This is a genomic window from Catalinimonas alkaloidigena, from assembly GCF_900100765.1.
In the GTDB taxonomy this organism is placed as follows: Bacteria; Bacteroidota; Bacteroidia; order Cytophagales; family Flexibacteraceae; genus Mooreia; species Mooreia alkaloidigena.
The window spans coordinates 1-20487 of record NZ_FNFO01000023.1 but is presented as its reverse complement, the minus strand read 5'-3'; the positions used below and the strand labels follow the sequence as shown (position 1 = coordinate 20487).

At 57.2% G+C, this 20487-nt stretch carries 18 protein-coding genes; 8 read left to right on the top strand and 10 right to left on the bottom strand.

All coding sequences use genetic code 11. The features are described from left to right. Window positions 1–353: 353 nt before the first annotated feature. The 4 genes from BLR44_RS28200 to eat form a co-directional block, all read right to left on the bottom strand. Entirely contained in the window at window positions 354–1214 is an 861-nt protein-coding gene (locus BLR44_RS28200; RefSeq protein ID WP_089688818.1) for a hypothetical protein, read from the bottom strand. Between the two features lie 17 nt (window positions 1215–1231). After that, window positions 1232–3544, bottom strand: coding sequence for an ABC transporter permease (locus BLR44_RS28195; protein ID WP_089688815.1), 2313 nt, complete (start codon window positions 3542–3544; stop codon window positions 1232–1234). Window positions 3545–3787: 243 nt separating this feature from the next. Next, window positions 3788–4249 (bottom strand): hypothetical protein, encoded by a 462-nt coding sequence (locus BLR44_RS28190; RefSeq protein WP_089688814.1) that lies wholly within the window; start codon window positions 4247–4249, stop codon window positions 3788–3790. Window positions 4250–4416: 167 nt separating this feature from the next. Next, a complete protein-coding gene (eat, locus tag BLR44_RS28185) occupies window positions 4417–5751 on the bottom strand; it encodes an ethanolamine permease (protein ID WP_089688812.1) in 1335 nt (444 codons plus the stop codon). 317 nt (window positions 5752–6068) lie between these two features. Here eat and BLR44_RS28180 point away from each other — a divergent pair, with 317 nt between their 5' ends. Continuing rightward, window positions 6069–6554, top strand: coding sequence for an ankyrin repeat domain-containing protein (locus BLR44_RS28180; protein ID WP_089688810.1), 486 nt, complete (start codon window positions 6069–6071; stop codon window positions 6552–6554). Between the two features lie 118 nt (window positions 6555–6672). Here BLR44_RS28180 and BLR44_RS28175 read toward each other — a convergent pair whose 3' ends face one another. The 5 genes from BLR44_RS28175 to BLR44_RS28155 form a co-directional block, all read right to left on the bottom strand. Further along, window positions 6673–7596 (bottom strand): sugar phosphate isomerase/epimerase family protein, encoded by a 924-nt coding sequence (locus BLR44_RS28175; protein ID WP_089688820.1) that lies wholly within the window; start codon window positions 7594–7596, stop codon window positions 6673–6675. A gap of 435 nt (window positions 7597–8031) precedes the next feature. Continuing rightward, a complete protein-coding gene (locus BLR44_RS28170) occupies window positions 8032–11076 on the bottom strand; it encodes an amidohydrolase family protein (RefSeq protein ID WP_089688808.1) in 3045 nt (1014 codons plus the stop codon). Window positions 11077–11238: 162 nt separating this feature from the next. Continuing rightward, on the bottom strand, window positions 11239–12375 hold the full coding sequence (locus tag BLR44_RS28165; RefSeq protein WP_089688807.1) for a BamA/TamA family outer membrane protein: 1137 nt from the start codon (window positions 12373–12375) through the stop codon (window positions 11239–11241). Window positions 12376–12500: 125 nt separating this feature from the next. After that, window positions 12501–13067, bottom strand: a complete 567-nt coding sequence (locus BLR44_RS28160) for a GNAT family N-acetyltransferase (protein WP_143017535.1) — start codon at window positions 13065–13067, stop codon at window positions 12501–12503. A 9-nt stretch (window positions 13068–13076) separates the two neighbouring features. Then, complete coding sequence (locus BLR44_RS28155; RefSeq protein ID WP_176956255.1) at window positions 13077–13919, bottom strand: universal stress protein; 843 nt, start codon at window positions 13917–13919, stop codon at window positions 13077–13079. A 249-nt stretch (window positions 13920–14168) separates the two neighbouring features. Here BLR44_RS28155 and BLR44_RS29045 point away from each other — a divergent pair, with 249 nt between their 5' ends. The 3 genes from BLR44_RS29045 (at window position 14169) to BLR44_RS28145 (ending at window position 16442) form a co-directional block, all read left to right on the top strand. Next, window positions 14169–14342 (top strand): hypothetical protein, encoded by a 174-nt coding sequence (locus BLR44_RS29045; RefSeq protein ID WP_218127217.1) that lies wholly within the window; start codon window positions 14169–14171, stop codon window positions 14340–14342. Window positions 14343–14498: 156 nt separating this feature from the next. Beyond that, complete coding sequence (locus BLR44_RS28150) at window positions 14499–15704, top strand: baeRF3 domain-containing protein (protein ID WP_089688801.1); 1206 nt, start codon at window positions 14499–14501, stop codon at window positions 15702–15704. A gap of 129 nt (window positions 15705–15833) precedes the next feature. Beyond that, window positions 15834–16442 (top strand): hypothetical protein, encoded by a 609-nt coding sequence (locus BLR44_RS28145; protein WP_089688799.1) that lies wholly within the window; start codon window positions 15834–15836, stop codon window positions 16440–16442. A 23-nt stretch (window positions 16443–16465) separates the two neighbouring features. On the opposite strand, the gene BLR44_RS28140 is transcribed toward BLR44_RS28145, so the two are convergent. Beyond that, complete coding sequence (locus BLR44_RS28140) at window positions 16466–17236, bottom strand: enoyl-CoA hydratase/isomerase family protein (protein WP_089688796.1); 771 nt, start codon at window positions 17234–17236, stop codon at window positions 16466–16468. A gap of 155 nt (window positions 17237–17391) precedes the next feature. Between BLR44_RS28140 and BLR44_RS29040 the strand changes: the two genes are divergently transcribed. The 4 genes from BLR44_RS29040 (at window position 17392) to BLR44_RS28120 (ending at window position 20344) form a co-directional block, all read left to right on the top strand. Continuing rightward, the gene (locus tag BLR44_RS29040; protein WP_089688794.1) at window positions 17392–18051 is read left to right on the top strand and encodes a DUF6090 family protein; all 660 of its coding nucleotides are present in this window, start codon (window positions 17392–17394) and stop codon (window positions 18049–18051) included. A gap of 120 nt (window positions 18052–18171) precedes the next feature. Beyond that, entirely contained in the window at window positions 18172–19110 is a 939-nt protein-coding gene (locus BLR44_RS28130; protein WP_089688792.1) for a 3-keto-disaccharide hydrolase, read from the top strand. A 21-nt stretch (window positions 19111–19131) separates the two neighbouring features. Next, window positions 19132–19596 (top strand): GNAT family N-acetyltransferase, encoded by a 465-nt coding sequence (locus BLR44_RS28125; protein WP_089688790.1) that lies wholly within the window; start codon window positions 19132–19134, stop codon window positions 19594–19596. 34 nt (window positions 19597–19630) lie between these two features. Then, window positions 19631–20344 (top strand): hypothetical protein, encoded by a 714-nt coding sequence (locus tag BLR44_RS28120; RefSeq protein WP_143017534.1) that lies wholly within the window; start codon window positions 19631–19633, stop codon window positions 20342–20344. Window positions 20345–20487: the final 143 nt, after the last annotated feature.

The following is a 20487-nucleotide window of genomic DNA, read 5'->3' as shown; positions in this document are numbered from 1 at the left end:
GGTCGGTAGGATACATCTTTGGCGAGATTTACCTGCTAACTTATACTGGTTCCCTTGCTTGTCTTCAGTCCTTAAGCAATTTTTGGACAGGGTCTTAAGATAAGTAGACGAAGCCCCCCGCCCGACGTTTCTGAAAACCAATTTTCTCTGGTCAAAGGTCATTTGGTTTCTTCACAGATTACTGCCAACGACCACCAAGATTTTTTTAGAGAAGCATGGAGAGGTAAAAAATATTTAGCGCTCAGGTAATTCTACACATGCCGGATACCGATCACCCAGGTAGATGTCGTATGCAAACTCAAAATCCATTTTAAGTTTGGGAATAACATGGACGGATACGCTGAACCCTCCTGTCATTTCATTATACCGATACGTAAACACGTAAACACGAAAACACCATTAGTGGCCTCATAAAAATAAGTGTCCGTGTAAGGAGGCTCCCTGTCGGGTCCGCGGAGATTGGTCAGCGAATCGATCAGTTGCACTTCTGCATCAGAAAGCGTGTCGTTTGGAAAGGCCTCGGCTTTCAACTCTTTTAGCCGCATCTTCAACGCATAGCTTCCTCCAATATCACGCAGAAAGGAGTTATAGGCATAACCAGGCTCACGGTATAAATTGTACACCAAGGCAGCTAGCGCGTAGAGTCTGTCATAGATCTGGCTTTCATCGTAAAGTCCCCTGGGCGTAAATCCTGCCGCAGGAAGCAACGTAGTGTTGAGAAATGCCACATTTCCTTCCTGGCTTAGGTCGATGAGTCGGAACTCAGGATCTTTTGCCCTGTCCATCATACGCATTGATGTTGAGTCCACTATCCATTCGTGGTTTGCAAGTGCGTAGCGGCGTAGGAACTGAAAATCATTCAATCCATAGAAGTAGAGACTATCCGGTTGACGATCAAATGAAACGAGCGTAAAATCGTAGCCGATGGGGTAATAATGATGAAAATACTGGTAATTAGCATTGGGCGTTTTCATGCGGTCAAAGCTGTGACCCATTTCCCGCCAGTAATCCTGTGACTGATAGTAATTCACAAAGAAGCAACTGTCCTTGGAAGAAAAGTAGGCAAAGCTCTTTTGCCTGATAAACCCGTTGGTAATGACATTAGCCAGATTGGCAAGTCGGTTTTGAGAAGAGGATTGGTCGGGTGTAGATGTGCATCCACCCACCAGTACCCACAGGAGGGTCAGCCACCAAAGAAAGAATGTTTTCAACATGCTCAGAGATTTAGGCGTTACTCGTACCGCAACGAATCGACCGGATTGGCGCGGGCGGCGCGCAGGGTTTGGGCGCTGACGGTCAACAGGGCAATGCCCAGCGCCACGGCCCCGGAAGCGACAAAGATCCAGCCGCTGAGGTCGGTTTTGTAGACGAAATGGTCGAGCCAGCGCTGCATCAGGAAGTAGGCCAGCGGGGCGGCCAGCCCGAAGGCGAGGACGATCCAGCGCGAGAACTCCCAAGTCAGGAGGGTGAAGATGCTGCCGGCCGACGCTCCCAGGCTCTTGCGAATGGCGATTTCTTTCGTTTTCCGGCGGGCGGTGCCCCAGGCCAGCGCAAACAGCCCGAAGCAGGTGATCGCCATGCTGCCCACCGCAAAGGCGACGACGAGGCGGTAGAGAAAGAAATCCTCCCGGTGTTTGGTCAGCAGTTCTTCGTTGAGCAACGCATAATCGAACGGCTGATCGGGATAAACCTCGTTCCAGGCGCGCTCCAGCCGCGGCAGCACGGTGGCCAGTTCGGCGCCGCTGAAATCGATCAGGAGACGGCCGGGCGTCGGGTTGTACCCGATGAGGTAGAGCGGGATTTCCTGTTTGAGGGAGACACTGTTGAAATCACGGACCACGCCGATAATGGTTTCGTCCGGCGCGCCCGGCACCGGTGCCCCGATGGGATCGTCGAGATGAAAATACCGCACAAATTTCTCATTGACCAGCTTTCCGTTCGGTTCGCCCGGCCCTATGTTGCGTCCCGTTACCAACGTCAGGCCCAGCGTGACCAACAGTTGCTCGTCGCCGCTCAGGGCATAGGGCGTGTAGAGTTCGCCGTCGGGCAATTCGTAGCGGATCACCATGTTGCCCGAGATGGGATTGCCACTCGCCAGACTCGCGTGCTGCACGAGCGGCTCCTGCGCCAGTTCCTGTTTCAGGACCGGCAGCTTCCCGGCCTGTTCCGGTGTGGCGGGACGCAATTCGATCAGGTTGCGGTTGAAACCCAGCGGCTTGTGCTGGATGTACTGCGTCTGCTTGATGAAGATGGCGGTGCAGATCAGCAAGGCGAGGGAAATAACGAACTGCACCGTGAAGAACACCCGATTGAAGCGCCACCGCGCCTGCGACGCCCGCCGCAGCAGATCCACGGGTCGGATGCGGGCGAGGTACCGCGACAACACCCACGTCACCGCTCCCCCCAGCACCAGAATCAGCAAGCCGAAGCCGCCCACTACTTTCCCGTCGCCCAGGTAGCGTACGTCGAGTGAAGCGGCGAAGATGTCATTGAAGTACGGCAACAGGCTATAGGTCAGCACACTCGACAGCACCAGTGCGATGCCCAGATACAGCGCCACCTCGACCCCGGCCCCGCTCCGGATCGCGCCGCCCGATGCGCCCAGCACTTTTTTGATGCCGAACTCCTTCTGCCGTTCCAGCAGCGAGACGGAAAACAGGTTGATGAAATTGAAACTGGCGATGAAGAGCATCAGACACGTCACGATCCAGCCCAATGTAACCAGCCAGCGGTTCCGCACCTGCGTGAAGCCTTTCGCATTGTCCTGATCGAAATACACCTCCGACAGCGGCTCCAGCGCATACTCCGCCCCGCCGGGTCCGATCAGACTCGGTCGCGCCGCATCCGCATTGATGTGGGCTGCCAGCGTCTCCGGTGCCGTACCGGGTTGGAGCAGCACATACGCCGATGCGCCGCCTGCCTGGGGTGGAAATGCGTCGTAGGGCACCACGGCCTCGAACTGCAAATGACTGTTCTCCGCCGGGGTAGCCAACACGCCCGCCACCGTAAATAGCCGCTCTGCTGTATCGAGTTGAATGGTGAGCGACTCCCCGACGGCCCGCCGGTCGCCAAACAAGGCCTGCGCCGTAGCTTCCGTCAGCACCACGGTCTGCGGCCGGAGCGCCTGCACCGCACTCCCCTCCCGGAACGGGTAATCGAACAGGCGAAAAAACATAGGGTCCGCCTGCAACACCTGCCGCTCCGGAAAAGAAGCGTGCTGCGTCCGCACCGTCACGCCGCTCCGGTTCAGTTCTGTCACCCGACACAGCGCCTCGACTTCCGGAAACCGCTCCGCCACATACTGCGAAGTCTCGTCGGTGATGAACGAAATGGACCGGTCACTCCCGAACGGATCGCTGCTGTGTAGCCGGTAGAGACAGTCTTGTTGCGAGAAGAAGGCATCCGTGTTCAGTTCCCGCACCACGAAGGCGGTCAGCAGATGCGCGAACGAAAAGCCAAGGATCAGGCTCAGCAGAATCACGACGGAATAAACTTTCTGCCGGAAGAGGTGACGTAACGCCAGGCGGAGGGTGGTGTACAGCATGGGGAGAGGTGGTTTCCGCGGAAGGTACCCAGAATTTGGCAGGAAGGGGCACTCGGCGCCAGAGGTGTACAGATCCTTGGCAGGATGCCCCCCTTGCACCCATCTTCTATGTCATTTCGAACAAAAGTGAGAAATCTTCTGATTTTGGAACAAGATCTCTCCCGATGGTCGAGCCGGGCGATGACAGGGGAGCACCAAGAATTACAAGCGTCTGTAACATCAGCCATCAATGTGTAGCAAGTACTACCCTTTTTTGAGTTTCAAATAGGGAATCCACCCCACGAGCAGGATCACCACTAATGCCACTCGAAGGTATGGGTACAGCAATCGTACGGCATCTAGTAGCACGAGCGTTAGGCTGGTGGCACGCGCCGAAGTGGCATGCGCTTCCAGGCCATACGCCCTTAGAAATTCAAAATTCAAATCCAGACGAAATTCTAAATAGGTATGGAGCAGATAGAATAGGCTTGAGGCGACCAGCACCACAGCAGGAAAGCGGGCCCACACCTTATAAAAAACGAGATAGACCAGTCCAGTGACGGTATAAAGGAGAAAGTGGGGTGGCGTATGGAGCGTAAATAAGAAGAATAGAAATATTAAAGCCACCAGGAAAGACAGGAAGGCAAATGACAACAAGCGACTGCGCCCTTCGTCCAATTGCTTTCGCCAAAGCTGCTGTTTAACTGAAAAATTGCTATCCTCCATCGTATTCTTTTATAACCCCTTTTGTCATTTCGAGCATTCGCGAGAAATCTTCTGGCTTCTGGAACAAGATCTCTCACCGCATCGGCGGACCGATTCGTTCGAGCCGGGTCGTGGCCACCGTGGCAGTACATGTTTGAGAGGAGAGGACAAATCGTGAAGAATGATTTTTATTCCACTCCGACCCGCTCCTCGATCGTCTTGGATTTGACGAAGAAGTGGAAGTAGCCGTAAGCGAGGGCCAGGAGGGCGAAGTAAACGGCGGCGATCCCGAGGTTGTAGACGATCATGGCCACGAGGGCGACGGCGGAAATGACCAGCGCGATGGCCGGAAACCAGGGATAGAACGGCACGCGAAACGGACGCTCCAGCCTAGGTTCGCGGCGACGGAGCCGGAACAGGCTGACCATCGAAATGAAGTACAGCGTAAGCGCCCCGAAGCCTGCCAGCGTGATGATCTCGCCGGTACGGCCCGTCAGCAGCGCGACGATGCCGATCCCCATGTTGACGAGCAGCGCATGGGCCGGGGTGCGGAAACGCGGGTGAATGCGGCCCAACGCACGCGGCAGGTAACCCACGCGTCCGAACTCGAACGTCGCTCGGCCCGCGGCCAGGATAATCCCGTGGAACGAAGCCACCAGCCCCAGCAACCCGATGGTGATGAGCAGATGGTACAGCCAGTTGCTGTCGCCCACCACATGCGAAAGCGCCAGCGGCAGGGGCGAATCGGAGGGTTCACCGCTTTCCGGGGCATAGACGATCGCTTCCCACCCCGCGACGCCCACCGACGATACGAAGGTCAAGACACACAGCGCCACGAGCGTCAGGATCGCCGAGCCAAAGCCCAGCAACACATTGCGCTGCGGGTTGACCGTCTCTTCCGCCAGGTTGGCGACGCCCTCGATGGCCAGGAAAAACCAGACCGCAAACGGAATCGCCGGAAAAACACCCGCCCAGCCGTTCGGCCAGGCATTCAGCATGAGGTTTTCAGCTTGGAATTCGGGGAGGGTGACGCCCGCGAAAATCAGCAGTTCGACCACGGCCAGCACGGTCACCACCAGTTCGAATTGCGTCGCCGTCTTTACACCCGAAATGTTGAGGAGTGTAAAGAGCACGTACGCCACGATGGCGATGCCCAGCGTCGGCAGGGCCGGAAAGTAGAGGTGAAAATACGCGCCGATGGCGGCGGCAATGGCGGGCGGCGCGAATACGAATTCGATCAGTTGCGCCATGCCCCCCAGAAAACCCATCTCCCGCCCCAGTGCCCGGTCGGCGTAGTCGAACGCGCCCCCGGCTTTCGGAATGGCGCAGGCCAGTTCGACGTAGCTGAAGGTAAAAGTGACGTACATCAGCGCGATGAACCCCGTCGCGACGGCCAATCCACCAGTGCCGCCTTCCGCGAGGCCGAGGTTCCAGCCGAAATACATCCCTGAGATGACCAGCCCTACCCCCATGCCCCACAACAGGACGGGGCCGAGGGTGCGCTTTAATCCAGCTTCTTCCATAGTCTATTCGTTACCCATACAAATTAGCACGTCAACATACTGCTCAAATGGTAAATCACAAAACAAGCATCCCTTCTCACTAGGTTAGGCAGAATCCTATTCCAAGCGTTAATATAGTCGCAGGCTATAGTATAATCTATAATATCGATTTTACCGATTACGCCATTTCTTCTACTTTACATCGCGTACGCAACTGTACAGTGGCGGCCGGCGCACCCGATGTGCCGACAAAGCCGCCGTTCTTCGCCTTTATCCACCGATGACCTGGGTACCTCCGCCGTTTGCAGCGCGGGCGTACCCCTTACCTAATTACGAGTATGACAGATCCTAAAAACGTTGACTATCACGAGATTGTGCGCCGTGGCGACACCGAGGTGATGGAGTTTTTCCTGAAAGCCGGCCTCGATGCCAACCTGTACGACGAGCGCGGCTTTTCGCTGCTGATGCTGGCGGCTTACAATGACCAGCGCCCCATGGTGGAACTCCTCCTCCAGCACGGAGCCGATCCCGATTCGCCCGACCGCAATGGCAACACGCCGCTGATGGGCACGGCCTTTAAAGGCTACGTCGGCATCGCGCAGACGCTACTCACCCACAACGCCAATCCGAATGCCCGCAGCGCGGCCGGCGCGACCCCGCTGATGATGGCCGCCATGTTTGCGCAACAAGAATTGATTGAGCTGCTGTTGCAGTACGGGGCTGACCCGACACTCCAGGATGCGAAAGGCAATACGGCCCTGAGCATTGCCCGCGCCAACGGACACAGCCACCTGATCCCCCTTCTGCAAGCTACCCAGGCCTAAGCGTCACTAAAAGAAAACAAAAAAGCTCCTTCTTTTAGAGGGAGCTTTTTTAGTGTCATCCCGACACTCCATTGCTACCGGACAGGGCCGGTTGTTTTTTTGAGAAGCTTACCTTCCGTTAGCTCAGTTCCGCGCCGACCTTTTCCAGCAACTGCTTGGTAGCCCGGATGCCCGCCTCTTCAGACAGCTGGCTCCCTTCGTATTCGATGCCGACGTAGCCGGTATAACCCGCGTCTTTTACGAGCTGCATCATCTTCCGGAAGTCTATTTTTGGTTCGTTGCCGTTTGCGTCGAACTCATACGCTTTGGCGCTGACGCCTTTCGCGTAGGGCATCATCTCCTTCACGCCCTTGTACTTGTCGTACTCTTCGGTCTCGCTCAGGCGGAAGTTGCCGAAGTCGGGCAGGGTGCCACAGTTCGGGTTGTTGACCTGTTTCATCACGTCGGCCAGCCACGCCCCGTTCGACGAATAGCCGCCGTGGTTTTCCACGATGATGTTGATGCCGTTTTTCGCGCCGTATTCCGCGAGCGTCCCGAGGCCTTCCACGGCCGCCTGCTTTACTTCGTCGGCGGTGCCTTCGCCGTGGGCATTGACCCGAATCGAATGACAGCCCAGAAACTTGGCGGCATCGACCCACTTGTGGTGGTTCTGCACCGCTTCCATCCGTTTGGCTTTGTCACGGTCAGCCAGATAGCCTTCACGGTCGACCATAATCAGCACGCTGCGCACCCCGAGGTCATCGCACCGCTTTTTCAGGTCGCGCAGGTACGATTGCTCCTTCTCTTTCTTGTCGAAAAAGACGCTGACGTACTCTACGGCACTGATGTCGAACGACTGTTTGGCCTTGGCCGGAAAGTCGAGGTTGGTCATTTTTCCGGCGAACAGCGCCTTGTGCAGCGACCATTCGGCCAGGGAAATGTCGAAGAAAAGTTCCTGCGGACGAGCCATAGAAAAAGAAGAAAGGGGCAGCGAAGCGAGGGCGCCCAATCCGAGCGATGCCTGAGCGGCCTGTTTCAGAAAGCGACGGCGGTTGTTTTGCATGAGGATGTGATGGAAATTGGAAATCCCCAAATTGCCCAAAATACGCGGGAGAGGCAAGGCTCCAGGTTAAGTGCTGCCTGCGGCACAATTCTGACGCTGCATATGTAGAAGCTATTCGCGGAAAGTTTTTACTTTGTCAGCTCTTGATGAAGTCGTCAGAAACCCTCCTACGTTAAATGTTGAGTCACCTACGTTAAGTTTTGGTCAAACCGCGCAGGCTTACGGGAAAAACCTGTAAGCGTTCCCTTGCGCGCGTTGAAAACGCGCAGTAGGTAGCACCACAAGTTACGCGGCTGCGCCGCTAAACTTGCCGCATACGAGCGAATTGTAGCGAGGAGGCTCGCTCAAAAATACTGCCACACCTAAAACCGCTAAAATCAAAAAGGCGCAGCCTCGCGAGAGACTGCGCCTTTGCTTTTGAGGGGCTTAAGATGACTACTCGCCGTCGATGGCCCAGATGTCGAGGATCACTTCGCAATCCCAGGTGCCGTTGCGCGACGGGCGGGGTTGCTGGCCTTTTTCGCCGCTGCCTTTGGCCTGGAGCATTTTCTGGATGATGCGCTGGCGTTCCTGTTGCATCTCTTCCCGCATCTGCCGGTCGCGCGCCAGGTCGAAGTAGAGGATGCCGTCTACGTACGTTTGCTCGGGCTTGGCGTAGATCGATAGCGGGTGATCGGACCAGAGGACCAGGTCGGCGTCTTTGCCCACTTTAATGCTGCCCATGCGGTCGTCGAGGTGGAGGAGTTTGGCCGGGTTCAAGGTCACCGTTTTCCAGGCTTCTTCCTCGCTCAATCCACCGTATTTGATGGTTTTGGCCGCTTCCTGGTTCAGGCGGCGCGCCATTTCGGCGTCGTCGGAGTTGATGGCCGTCACCACACCGACTTTGTCCATGATGGCAGCGTTGTACGGAATCGCACCGATCACCTCGTATTTGTAGGCCCACCAGTCGGAGAAAGTGCCCGCGCCAGCCCCGTGCGCTTTCATTTTATCGGCCACTTTGTAGCCTTCCAGGATGTGCGTAAACGTGTTGACTTTGAAGCCCATCGTGTCGGCGACGTGCAGCAACATGTTGATTTCCGACTGTATGTACGAGTGACAGGTGATGAACCGCGCGTCGTTCAGGATTTCGGCCAAAGCTTCCAGTTGCAAGTCGCGGTGGGGCGCTTTTGCATTGGCTCGCTGGCGGCGCGAAAGGCCGTTGTAGTTCTTCCAGGCGCGGTCGTACTCTTTGGCGCGCTGAAACGCGTCGACGTAGACCTGCTCCACGCCCATGCGCGTTTGCGGGAAACGGACGCGGTTGGCATCGCCCCAGTTCGACTGCTTCACGTTCTCGCCCAGCGCGAATTTGATGTACTCGTCGGCGCCTTCGATTTTGAGTTCTTCGGGGAGGCGGCCCCAGCGCAGCTTGACCAGTTCGGACTGACCGCCGATGGGGTTGGCCGAGCCGTGCAAAAGTTGTGCGGCCGTGACGCCACCTGCCAGTTGGCGGTAGATGTTGATGTCTTCGGAGTTGACCACGTCGCCGACGCGCACTTCGGCGGTGACGGCGTGGGTGCCTTCGTTAACGCCCCGGCTGATGGCGATGTGCGAGTGTTCGTCGATGATGCCGCTGGTGAGGTGCTTGCCTGTCCCGTCGACCACCGTTGCGCCCGTTGCCGACAGTCCTTGGCCGACCGCCGCAATTTTTCCGTTGCGTACCAGCACGTCGGTCGTTTCCAGGACGCCGTCGGCTTCGTTGGTCCAGACCGTCGCGTTGCGGATCAGCACGGTTTCGGCCGTGGGCAACGTATCCCACCCGTACGCCATGAAGGGATAAACCAGCTCGCCCATTTCGGGCACCTCCGGCGCTTTGCGGTTGGCGGGTCGCGTCGTATCGGCCGGCGCAGGTCCGGTGTAGGTGGCGCGCCATTTCACCGGGGTGCCCGAGGTATCGGTGCCTTCGCCCATCAGGTTCTGCTCTTCGCGCCAGCCCGAGAGGCTCACACGCTTTTTGCCCTTGCGGACGGGCACAAAGCTCATCGTCACCAGTTCGCCCTCGGCTTGCAGGGTGGTGGCGGTTTTGGTCGTGTCGAGGTACACCTGCGCCTTGGCTTTATCGGGTTGTCCGGTAATTTCCAGCTTCAGCGAAGGGCCGTTGCCCACCTGCAACTGGTACGTGCCGCGCAGATCGGCCTGCATCGGGGTCAGGACGTAGCGCGCACCGCCGATCCAGTTTTCGTACAACACCGTTTCGTCTTTGAACAGGCTGTCGGACGCAATCAGGAAGTTGGCCTGCCACCCGGGACGCAGGCTGCCGAGCTGGTCTTCTACGCCGAGTAGACGCGCGGGCGTTTCGGTCAGGGCCCGCAGCGCATCGCGGAACGAGAGGCCGTACTGCATGGCCTTTTTCAGGTTGCCCGTAAACGCTTTCTTTTCTTTCAGGTCGGCCGTGGTCAGCGCAAAGGTCAGCCCCTCGCGGGCCAGCCACGCCGCATTGGCCGGGGCCATTTCCCAGTGCTTCATCTGCTCGTTGGTCACCAGGCTGGCGTCGAACGGATCTTCCACGTCGTAAGGCTTCGGAAACTCGAGCGGCACGATTAGCGAAGCGCCCGTTGCTTTGATGGCGTCGAGGCGCTGGTACTCGTCTCCCGCGGTTTTGATGATGTACTGCACACCAAATTCGTCGCCTACGTTGTCGGCACGCAGCAGGTCCAGTTTGTTGTCGGTTTCAAACACCTGCGGCAACGCCTGCTGCCGGAGCCAGGCATCGAGCGAAAGGTTCGGCTCTTTGTCGGTGGCGTTGGCGTACCACTGGGCGTCGTAATACGTCTGGCGCAACAGCGCAATCGAGCCCATGAGCGAACTCGGGTAGTCTTGCGTCGAAGAGCCTTTGTTGAAGGAATACGCGGCCGCGGCGCGCGCTTTCAGGATGGTTTCGGTCGGGTTGCCGGTCGAAGGCTCCGCCAGATTCACCAGCAGCGCCGAGCCGCGGGCGATGCCGTCGTGCGGAAACGTGAGCACGGCCCCAAAGCCCAGTTTCCGGAGTTCGTCGGCTTGTTTGGTGTTGGTCTTGAACAGCTCGACGGCTTCGTCTTCCGGATGCACCGCCTGGTTCCACGAGTAAACGCCCTCTTTTTCAGATTCCATCTGCGGTCCTCCGCTCCGGCGTCGGCGGCCGCCACCCGCGTTGCCCTCCAGTTGCGGCATGCCGTAGTCGGTGTACACGTCGATCAGGCCCGGGTACACGAAGCGCCCGGCGAGGTCGATCACCGCCGCGCCCGGGGGTACGGCTACGTTAGCTCCGGCCGCCACCACTTTCCCGTCGCGAATCACCAACGTGGCACCGTCGATGCGCGTCTGGTAGTCGGTAAACAAGGTAGCATTGGTAAAGGCGTAGGAGCCGGTGCGTTCGTCCCAGACGCCGTTGCGGGGACGGGTGACCTGGGCCATGAGGCCGGAACAGACCAACAGGCTGAGCAAGAAAAAGTAACGTTTCAGCATAGGTAAAGGCGAGGAGAAAAGTATCAATGCTGAAAGGTAAAGGCCGAAGCGGAATTAGGCAACTTTGCATTCGCGTAAGCGATTTTGCCTGATTACCGGCGCTGGCGCTTCGTTGATGCAGGCCCCCGCGTTTTCAAAGAGGAGCCGAACACGGCTGAGCATTCAGAAGGCTTCGCCGATGAAGATGTAGAACCCGGGGCCTTCCTGCGTGAAGGCGACGTCGAGGCGGGTGAAAATGTCTTTTTTCGGAAAGAGGAGGAAACGGAGCCCGCCCCCGGCCGACCAGACGAAATCGTTGTGTGAGAGAGTCGACAGGCGGTTGAACACCGCGCCCGTACCGGCGAAGGCCGCGGCTCCCAACCGGTTGGTGAAGCCGAGCGGCAGCGGCAAAAAGCGGTATTCGACCTGTGCAGCCACCTGGTTGTTGTCACGGAAACGCCCCAGGTAGTACCCACGCATGATGCTCTCGCCCCCCATCAGGGCCAACTGGTTGAAGGGCGTCCGGCCCGTATTGAACTGCCCCAATACCTGCGCGGCCAGCACGTCGCGCTCGTTCATGGGGCGGTACAGGCGGGTGTCGGATACGATGGAAGTAAAGGAAAAATCGCTTCCCCAGGCGTCGTCGTACCGCAAAAACGCCAGCTCGGAGAAAAGCCCGTCGCGCACGTTCAGCACGTTGTGCCGGTTGTCGTAGATCAGCCCCATGCCGAACGCCAGGTTGGCCGACCCCCGCCCGCCCGGGGGCACGTCAACCGCGTCGGTTTCGCGGGGCACGAATTCGACGGAACTCAAGCGCTGGTAATCCAGTTCGATGCCCGCATACAGCGGCCCGGTGAGGTTGTGCAATACCCGCTCTTTCAGTTGAATCTGGTTGCCGTTGATCTGGGCCACGTGCTCTTCGGGCGAATCGGACCCGATGCCGTAGTACAGCAGCGGGAAGCTTTGCAGCCGCCAGCGTCCCAGAAAAAACCAGCGGTTCTGATCGGAATACAGTGCGTGGTCGAACCAGAGGCCGTACTGATTTTCCAGGGTGTAGAACGTAAAGCCGTTGATTTCGCTGAGGCGGTTGGTGGTGTCGCGCTTCGCGTAGTAGACGTAAAGGCTGCTCAGGCCGAATTCCCAGCTCGTTTCGGGCGCATAGGCCAGCGTGGGATAAACCAGAAACTGTGGTTTGGAAATATCGCTGGTGTCGTTTACCAGCCGGTTCCAGTAGCGTTTAACGAAGTTCGTCTTTTGGGCCTGCACGCCCGACAGACTCACACAAAGCAGGAAGAAAAAGGGGATAATGCGGATTCTCATGGCTCACTGTCCTGGTCGCCGCACGAGGGGTAGCGCGGTTCAGGCTCAGCCCTTGATACGGCAGGAGCCGGGCAGAAGATACGAAGGAAAGCCTCCGTTCCCGCTCAATCACCCAATTGCCCCCTCTACCTTGACGCCTCGAACTGCTGACGGGTCAGGCCATAACAGGCCACGTCGGTGTAGCGCCCATCGGGCAGGCGAAACTCCTCTTTCAACACGCCTTCTTCCTGAAACCCGCAGGCCAGCGCCAGGTGTCGACTTCGTTCGTTGTGCACAAACGCGCGGATGTAGAGCCGGTTCAGCTTCAGTTCGTCCCAGGCAAAGCCCACCACCCGGCCGATCGCTTCGCGCATCAGCCCCTGCCCTTCGGCGTGGGCGGCCAGGAAATAGGCCAGTTCGCCGTGCTGGTGAAACCAGTTCAGGTTTTTGATGGCCAGGTAGCCGAGGTACTGTTGCGTGTCGGGGGCCAGCAACGCAAACGCGTACGTTTTGCGCAGGTACCACTGCGCCGCCAGGTGCTGAATGTGCTCTTCGGCGCTCCGCAAATCGGGGGCTTGGCTGACCGTTACCGGAAAGCTTTCGGCCAGGCGCGTGCGTTCGCGCCGGATCAGCTCGAAAAACATCTCTCCGTCGCCTTCACGGTAGCGACGCAGCAGCAAACGTTCGGTACGTAACGAGGTCGAAATCAACAAACGGATCAATTAAATACGCACGGTCAGCACCGGCCGAATGGCATGGTTCACAATATCTTCGCCGAGGCTGCCGCGGAAAAAGTGCATCAGCCCCCGACGGTGATGCGTCACCAGGGCAATCAGATCGGCCTCCACTTCGCGGGCGAAGCTCAGGATGCCTTTCTCTTCGCTCACGTCGCTGTACAGGTGCAAGGTAGTGTTTTCCAGTTGGTGCTGCTCCACAAACGCCTTGAGGTGCTCTTCGCCCACTTTGGTGGAAAGGAAGTGGAGCGGCGTGATGACCGTCAGCAGATGGATGTGAAAATGGAACTGCGCCTGGAGTTGTTTTACCACCGCCACCAGCCGGGTAGCATCTTCGTGACCGTCGGTTGCCAGCACAACCGATTCCAGCTTAAAATCCGCGTCGCCGAGGTCGTGTACCGCCAGAACAGGGCAGTTGACACGACGCACCACTTTTTCGGTCGTCGATCCCAGCATGAGTTCGTCGAAGCCCGACAGCCCCGCCGTGCCCATCACCACCAGGTCCATCTGATGGTCTTCCACCATCCGGTCGATGCGCTCAAACACCCGCCCCATCAGCACCTTGGGCGTCAGGTAGATGTTCGCAAAACGCGGATCTTCGGCCAGCTCGACCAGGTCGCGCTGGGTCTGCTCAATCAGTTTGATCATGTAGACCTGGTGCATGCCGTCGTCGTGCGCACCGCCGATGCCCGAGCCGACAGCGGCCCCTACCGGCTCGATCACATTCAACAAATACACGTGGGCTTGGCTGGGGCCCGCCAGATAACCGGCCACGGAAAGGGCATCGTAAGCCAGTTCGGAAAAATCGGTGGGTACAAGGATGTTTTTCATGGTGGTATGCGGAATGAATTCATTATAAAATGTTTCCGCGAAAAACCAATATCCCGCTCTACAATTCCGCCGATTCTTCCGGGCAATTTTGCCATTCAACCCTCTTTTTTCATGCTCTGTCTCCCCTCCGAAGGGCATCAGCGCCCCAGCGAATACTTTTAGCCTTGTATACTACCGCTTCGGAAGCGTTCGTTAACAACGCGGAATCGCGCGGAGATTCCACTATCTCTTCTCTAAACTATAGGTCATATGATCGCCATGAAAAAGCAAAAAGGCCCCATGAGCGTACTGAAAATTGCCCATGCAGACCAGCAAGACCTGAGTTATACCCGCGGACTGACCAAGTCGTGGGAGAACTACTATTGCTTGCAACATGTACCGCAGCTAAAGGAAATGGCCCAGCGAACGTTGTTCCTGGTCTGAACGATCCGTCGCCACCGCACGGTTCTCTTTCAACCCGCACGTTTAAAGCAACCTGTTCGGCCCTGCATCCACCCCGATGCGGGGCTTTTTTTATGGATTAACCCTTCGGGAGAAGCTTTCGTAGGTAAAAAGACAAGGTTTTTAATGCAACACCCTATGAAAGATACCATAACCCGGGAAGATCTGGACCGGCTGATGGCCGCCGATCATGCTCCCATCATTTCGATTTACCTGCCCACCCACCGCAGCGGGCACGAAGTACTGGAACAACAGGACCAGAAACAGTTCAAAAACCTGCTGAAGCAGGCGCGCCAAACGCTGGAGGCGTCGGGCTATGACCTGACCGAAGAGCAGACGGAGGCGGTGTTTGCGCCCGCCGAACAACTGCTCGACGACGACGATTTCTGGCGGCACCGCGAAGCCGGACTGGCGTTGTTTCTGGGGCAGGATCTGTTCGTGACGCACTCGCTGCCGGTAGCGGTGCAGGAGCGCGTCGTGGTCGATGCGTCCGGCTACATTGTGCCGCTGGCGTCGCTGCTCAACCGCAAAGCGCACTACTACATTCTGGCCGTCAGTCAAAACAAGGTCCGCCTGTTTGAAGCCACTCCGTACGACATTCAGCCGGTCCCGATGGACGGCGACATTCCGACCAGCCGCGCCGAGGCCGAACAGTACGAAGAGCCCGAAGAGTCGTTGCAGTGGCGCGGCGGCAGCACGGCCCAGGGCGGCTCGGCCCGACGCGAAGGCGCCATGTTCCACGGCCAGGGCGGTGGTAAGGATACGTACAAGATCGACATCGAACGGTTTTTCCACGACGTATGTCGCCCGCTGGAGACGCAACTGAACCGCACGCAGCCGTTGCCCCTGCTGTTTGCCGGGGTGGAGTTCGAGTACGCGATTTTCCGCAACGCCTGCCACTACGACCACCTGATTAAGGATCGGCACATCGACGGTAACCCCGACGACTGGAGCGAGAAGGAACTGCACCAGAAAAGCCTGACGGTAATGGAAGAGCGGTTCAGTCAGAAACGGACCAAGGCGCTGGAACAGATCAAGGAAGTGGGCGGTACCGACCAGGCCACCGAAAATCCGTACGAGATTGTGCAGTCGGCCCTGATGGGCAAAGTCGGCACGCTCTTCACGGCCAACCACAAAGAAGTCTGGGGAAAAATCGATCCCGAATCGTTCGAAACGACCCAAGCCGACGGGCCCACGCCCGAAACGCACGAATTGATCAACTACGCGGCCATTCAGACGCTGACCAAAGGCGGCGATGTGTTCCTCGTCGATACGCACGAAGACGGCATCAGCCTGCCCGCCAACCAACAGGATTCTGCCATGGTCGCGCTCTACCGCTTCTGATCTAAGCATAGCATACAAACAGGAAGGCGGCTTCCCTGGAAACGGGGAAGTCGCTTTTGTTTTTCGGGCGGGTAGTAGCTAGTTTGGTGGTTCTGTTCAACGCATCCCTTTCGTCTCCTCAACCGGTCTATGGCACGCGCTAATGCCTCATCGCTTACCCCGGAAGCCAAGTTCTGGCACTGGTTTTCGACCCATCAGGCCTTGTACCATGAAGGGGTAGACGATCCCCAACGGCGAGACGACTTATTCGAAGCCCTAACCCATCGGCTTCAGCAGGTTTGCCCGGAGCTGACGTTTGAATTCAGTTCCCTGCGGCCGACGGGCATCCGGGAGTTTGCCATCTCGCCCGACGGGATCAGGGCGTACTTTCCTGCCGCAGAACGGCTGGCACAGGCCGCACCGGACCTCCCCGGCTGGCAGATTTACGCCTTCCGGCAACGCGTCGATGGCGAAGGCCTTCGCATTCAATTTGGAGATACTTCTGTATCGTACAACGATATTTTCTTTCGGTACGCCGACGAAGAAGACGGAATTGGCGTGGAACTTTACATCCGGGGCTACACGCCCGACAACGGCCCCATGCAACACGCGGTGTTTATTTTACTGGACACTTTGCTGGGAGAGTACGATACGGCAATGCGTATTAGCTGGATCGACTGGTATCCCCTCGACGAAACAGAACAAGACCACCTTGCGCCCTTTCTGCACCTACGAGCACTCATCGACGCTCGCAAGTAGCCGCCACGCTTCCGAAAAAGGACCTACTTCTGTTTAAACCGCCGGATGGCCGCCCGCGTGAAGTCGGATAGCACCAGCTCGCCGCTCAGTTCGGCGCGGTCGCGCAACAGCGTGTCCCAATGGTCGGTTCCTTTCCAGAATACCGCTTTGAGGCCTTGAAGGGCGGCCGGATTCGAGGCGGCCAGTTGGCGGGTGTAGACTTCGAGTGCGTCGTCCATCTCCTCAATCTCGTCGTACACTTCCGCGAACAATCCTTTCTCTTTGGCCCACGCCGCCTCAAAAAATGTGGTTGCGTGCAGCGAAAGCTGGCTGAAGGCCGAAACGCCGATTTTGCGTTCGATGGCCGGCCCCACTACAAACGGCCCGATGCCGATGGTGAGTTCGCTCAGTTTGATTTCGGCGTATTGCGTTGCGAAACAGTAGTCGGTGGCGGCCAGCAGCCCCACGCCCCCGCCGACGGCTTTTCCCTGCGCCCGCCCGACGATGAGCTTGGGACAGGTGCGGCAGGCGTTGATTACGTTCGCAAACCCCGAAAAGAAGCGCACGCCCTGTTCGCGGTTCTCGATGGTCAGCAGTTCGTCGAAGCTGGCTCCGGCACAAAAGGCACGGTCGCCCCCCGAGCGCAACACAATCAGGTGCGTCTGGGCGCGCTGCCCCTCCTCGCGGATCGTCTGCGCCAGCGACTGCAACAGCGCGCCGGGCAGCGAGTTGCTCTGGGGATGGAAGAACTCGATGGTGGTGATGCCCTCGTCCCAGTCGGTTTTGATGTATCCTTGTTCTGTAGATTGTTTCATGATGGTACTGTCTGCGACGCCACTACGGCGCATTTCCCGCCAACTGCCCCCCGTCAAACGCCCTTGGTAAACGTAGCGTCTCTACCAAAGTTACGCATTCGGCGTGTGGCCGTGTGGTCAGAATGTTTATTTTGAGGCTAAGTCGTTCACGCTCTATGCTAAAAAAAATTAACTGGCGTTACGCCCTCGGCGAGATTCTGATTGTGCTCGTCGGCATCACGCTCGCGTTTTGGCTCAACAACTGGAAAGACCACCGCCAGGAAGCCCACGCCCGCGCGCAGTACCTCACGCAACTCAAACGCGACCTGGAGCGCGACAGCCTCCAACTCCACGACAACATTGCGCAGTGCGCCCGGCGCATGCGGTCGATCGAGCAGCTTCTGCCGCACCTGGGGCACACCCTGCCCGGCCGGGACACCGCCTACCGCCTGGTGTTTGAGTTGCCCCTTTCGATCGAGTTCCGCCCGAAAACCATCACTTACCAGACGCTCATCAATTCGGGCGACTATTCGCTGATCGATCAGTTTTCGTTGCGTGCCGCCATCGAAGAACACTATCTGTTGTACGACCACATCCGGAAAGAGTACGAACGGCAGGAGATCATCACGAGCAAATACATCGGCGACTTCTACGTGCGAGAGCTGAACTACCCGCAACTTCAGCGGGGCAATTACGATTTTCTGGACAACCCGCTTCTGTACAACATTGCCGTGAGCGTCCGCGGCGCGCTCCGCCTCAAGATGCTCGCTTCGGAAGAGGGCGTGGCCAGTTGTCGGGAACTGATGGCCCAACTCGATCAGTCCCTTGACGAGTAGGGGATTCGTCCCGGTCACTCCGCTTTAATTCGATATATTGGCGGCCAAATTGCCGACTTGGCCCCATTTACAACGCCGGGGTGGTCGTCTCCCTTCACCCACATTTGTTGCTCTAACCTCATGTCGCTGCTCCCTCAAAACCGCTCCCTCGCTTTCCGTCTATGGTCCGTGCTGGGCCTGTTGTCTCTTGTTGCCGCCTGTACCCCTGCCTCCGACGGGGACGCTGCGCAAACATCGGACGAAGAATGGATCCAGTTGTTCAACGGTGAAAACCTGGACGGCTGGGACATCAAAATCGCAGGATTTCCGCTGAACGAGAATTTCGGCAACACCTTCCGCGTGGAAGACGGCATCCTCAAGGTGGCCTACGATCAGTACGACTCGTTCGGCACCAAATACGGTCACCTGTATTACGAGAAGCCCTACTCCTATTACCTGCTGCGGTTCGAATACCGTTTTGTGGGGGAACAGACGCCGGGCGGTGCCGAATGGAACGTGCGCAACAGCGGCGTCATGCTTCACTCGCAGTCGGCCGCGAGCCTGTCGTTCGATCAGGAATTTCCCGTGTCGGTCGAGTTGCAAATGCTGGGGGGCCTCAGCGACGGCGAACCGCGCCCGACGGCCAACGTCTGCACGCCCGGTACACAGGTCGAAATGCACGGCGCCATTGTAGAAGACCACTGCATCAACTCGCAGTCGAAAACGTATGACGGTGACCAATGGGTCACGGTAGAAGCGCTCGTGCTGGGCGACTCGGTGATTCATCACATCATCGACGGCGACACGGTGCTGTCGTACCAGCATCCGCAAATCGGTGGGGGCTTCGTTAACGCAGGGTACGGCTGGGAAGAAGGACACGTCGACAACGCGGCGGAGTGGATCGCCAAAAACGGCATGCTCCTCAAAGAAGGCTACATCGCACTGCAGGCGGAAAGCCATCCGGTACAGTTCCGCAAAGTCGAACTCCTCAACCTGAAGGGCTGCATGGACCCCAAAGCGACCAATTACAAGTCGTATTACGTCAACGACGAAGACTGCCCCTGCGAATACGCGAACTAACGACCGCACTGCGATGCGCGCATGATCACGATACAAGAGGCCACTAACCCCGAAGCGTACCGGATCGCGGCAACGTTGTTTCAGGAATACGCTGCGCAGCTCGGTGTGGATCTGGGCTTTCAGCACTTTACAGAAGAGTTGGCAACGCTGGAACGTCAATACGCGCGCCCGCACGGAGTGCTTTTTGTAGCGTACGAGGACGCCAGGCCCCTGGGGTGCGTGGGCATCCGAAGGCTGGACGATTCGGTTTGCGAACTCAAACGGATGTATTTGCGTCAAGAAACCCGGGGGCGCGGCCTCGGCAAGCGACTTCTTGCGCACGCCCTGGAAGCGGGAAGATCCCTGGGATACAGCACCATGCGCCTGGATACGTTGCCGACCATGCAAACCGCCCTGGCCCTCTACACCCGAGCTGGTTTCTACGAAATAGCACCTTATCGCGTTAACCCCATCGTAGGAACCCGTTACCTGGAAATCAAACTGTAAGCATCGCAAATCAGCATCACAAACGCCTGCCGTTATGCAGCCACTCCTCCGTCTCCTCGTGTTTGGTCTAAGTTTTTGTCTGGCAGTAAACGGTTGGGCCAGAACCGCCCGGCTGGAACTAGAGATAGAAATGACTCATTCGACCATTTCTACCAGCTTTTACGATACACTCATCGTGGCTGGCGAAGGGATTCACAAAGTCAATAGACTCACCAGGGCTTTCAACCATCAAAAGTTTGGATTTGACCTTCCCAGCACGGGGATGTATCGCATTTATCTCAAAACCGTGACAGGGTATACGTACTCCAAAGAAGTAGAAATCAAGAAGCTAAAAACCTACGAAGTGTATATTCCTTTGCAGGACGTATTTACGATTGTGGGCAAGGAAGAAATACTCTTTTCTCAACTGCGGGAAGGAGATGACACGATGGCATTTCTGGAAACCGAGATAGACGAACATGTTCCTTCCGATAACACGTCCGACTATATTTTCTTCATTCAGAGAAATGGCACTTTTTTAGTACACTCTTTCTGTTACAATTCAGATGATGCCGGACGCTGGGAATTTGAGAACCTGAATGCGATTTCGCTACTGGAGGATTTTGAACGACGAGGCAAACAGTTACAAGAAGACTGTTATCCTGACAATGACATTGCTTCTGTCTACAACAAAAAGGTCGTGATTATCCTGGGCAATCGCATGAGACCCTGTCTAAATTTTTTTAACAATGCGTTGGATATTGAATAGGTAAACAAACGCTTGACTGCTAGAATCCTCAGCTTCGTAGTCTTTGATCAACCTTCTCTGCCAGGGTGGCCCCGCCATTGGAGCCAGCTAATCGTTCGCTCTACTTTCCACCGCTGCGGTACTACTTGAAAAGTGAGCGAAAT

Bases quoted from the DNA above. Each gene is read 5' to 3' on its own strand.
- eat (WP_089688812.1), bottom strand. From the start codon at position 5,751: ATGGAAGAAGCTGGATTAAAGCGCACCCTCGGCCCCGTCCTGTTGTGG.
- BLR44_RS28180 (WP_089688810.1), top strand. From the start codon at position 6,069: ATGACAGATCCTAAAAACGTTGACTATCACGAGATTGTGCGCCGTGGC.
- BLR44_RS29040 (WP_089688794.1), top strand. From the start codon at position 17,392: ATGCTAAAAAAAATTAACTGGCGTTACGCCCTCGGCGAGATTCTGATT.
- BLR44_RS28175 (WP_089688820.1), bottom strand. From the start codon at position 7,596: ATGCAAAACAACCGCCGTCGCTTTCTGAAACAGGCCGCTCAGGCATCG.
- BLR44_RS28165 (WP_089688807.1), bottom strand. From the start codon at position 12,375: ATGAGAATCCGCATTATCCCCTTTTTCTTCCTGCTTTGTGTGAGTCTG.
- BLR44_RS28200 (WP_089688818.1), bottom strand. From the start codon at position 1,214: ATGTTGAAAACATTCTTTCTTTGGTGGCTGACCCTCCTGTGGGTACTG.
- BLR44_RS28130 (WP_089688792.1), top strand. From the start codon at position 18,172: ATGTCGCTGCTCCCTCAAAACCGCTCCCTCGCTTTCCGTCTATGGTCC.
- BLR44_RS28195 (WP_089688815.1), bottom strand. From the start codon at position 3,544: ATGCTGTACACCACCCTCCGCCTGGCGTTACGTCACCTCTTCCGGCAG.
- BLR44_RS28155 (WP_176956255.1), bottom strand. From the start codon at position 13,919: ATGAAAAACATCCTTGTACCCACCGATTTTTCCGAACTGGCTTACGAT.
- BLR44_RS28145 (WP_089688799.1), top strand. From the start codon at position 15,834: ATGGCACGCGCTAATGCCTCATCGCTTACCCCGGAAGCCAAGTTCTGG.
- BLR44_RS28125 (WP_089688790.1), top strand. From the start codon at position 19,132: ATGATCACGATACAAGAGGCCACTAACCCCGAAGCGTACCGGATCGCG.
- BLR44_RS28120 (WP_143017534.1), top strand. From the start codon at position 19,631: ATGCAGCCACTCCTCCGTCTCCTCGTGTTTGGTCTAAGTTTTTGTCTG.
- BLR44_RS29045 (WP_218127217.1), top strand. From the start codon at position 14,169: ATGATCGCCATGAAAAAGCAAAAAGGCCCCATGAGCGTACTGAAAATT.
- BLR44_RS28150 (WP_089688801.1), top strand. From the start codon at position 14,499: ATGAAAGATACCATAACCCGGGAAGATCTGGACCGGCTGATGGCCGCC.
- BLR44_RS28140 (WP_089688796.1), bottom strand. From the start codon at position 17,236: ATGAAACAATCTACAGAACAAGGATACATCAAAACCGACTGGGACGAG.
- BLR44_RS28190 (WP_089688814.1), bottom strand. From the start codon at position 4,249: ATGGAGGATAGCAATTTTTCAGTTAAACAGCAGCTTTGGCGAAAGCAA.
- BLR44_RS28170 (WP_089688808.1), bottom strand. From the start codon at position 11,076: ATGCTGAAACGTTACTTTTTCTTGCTCAGCCTGTTGGTCTGTTCCGGC.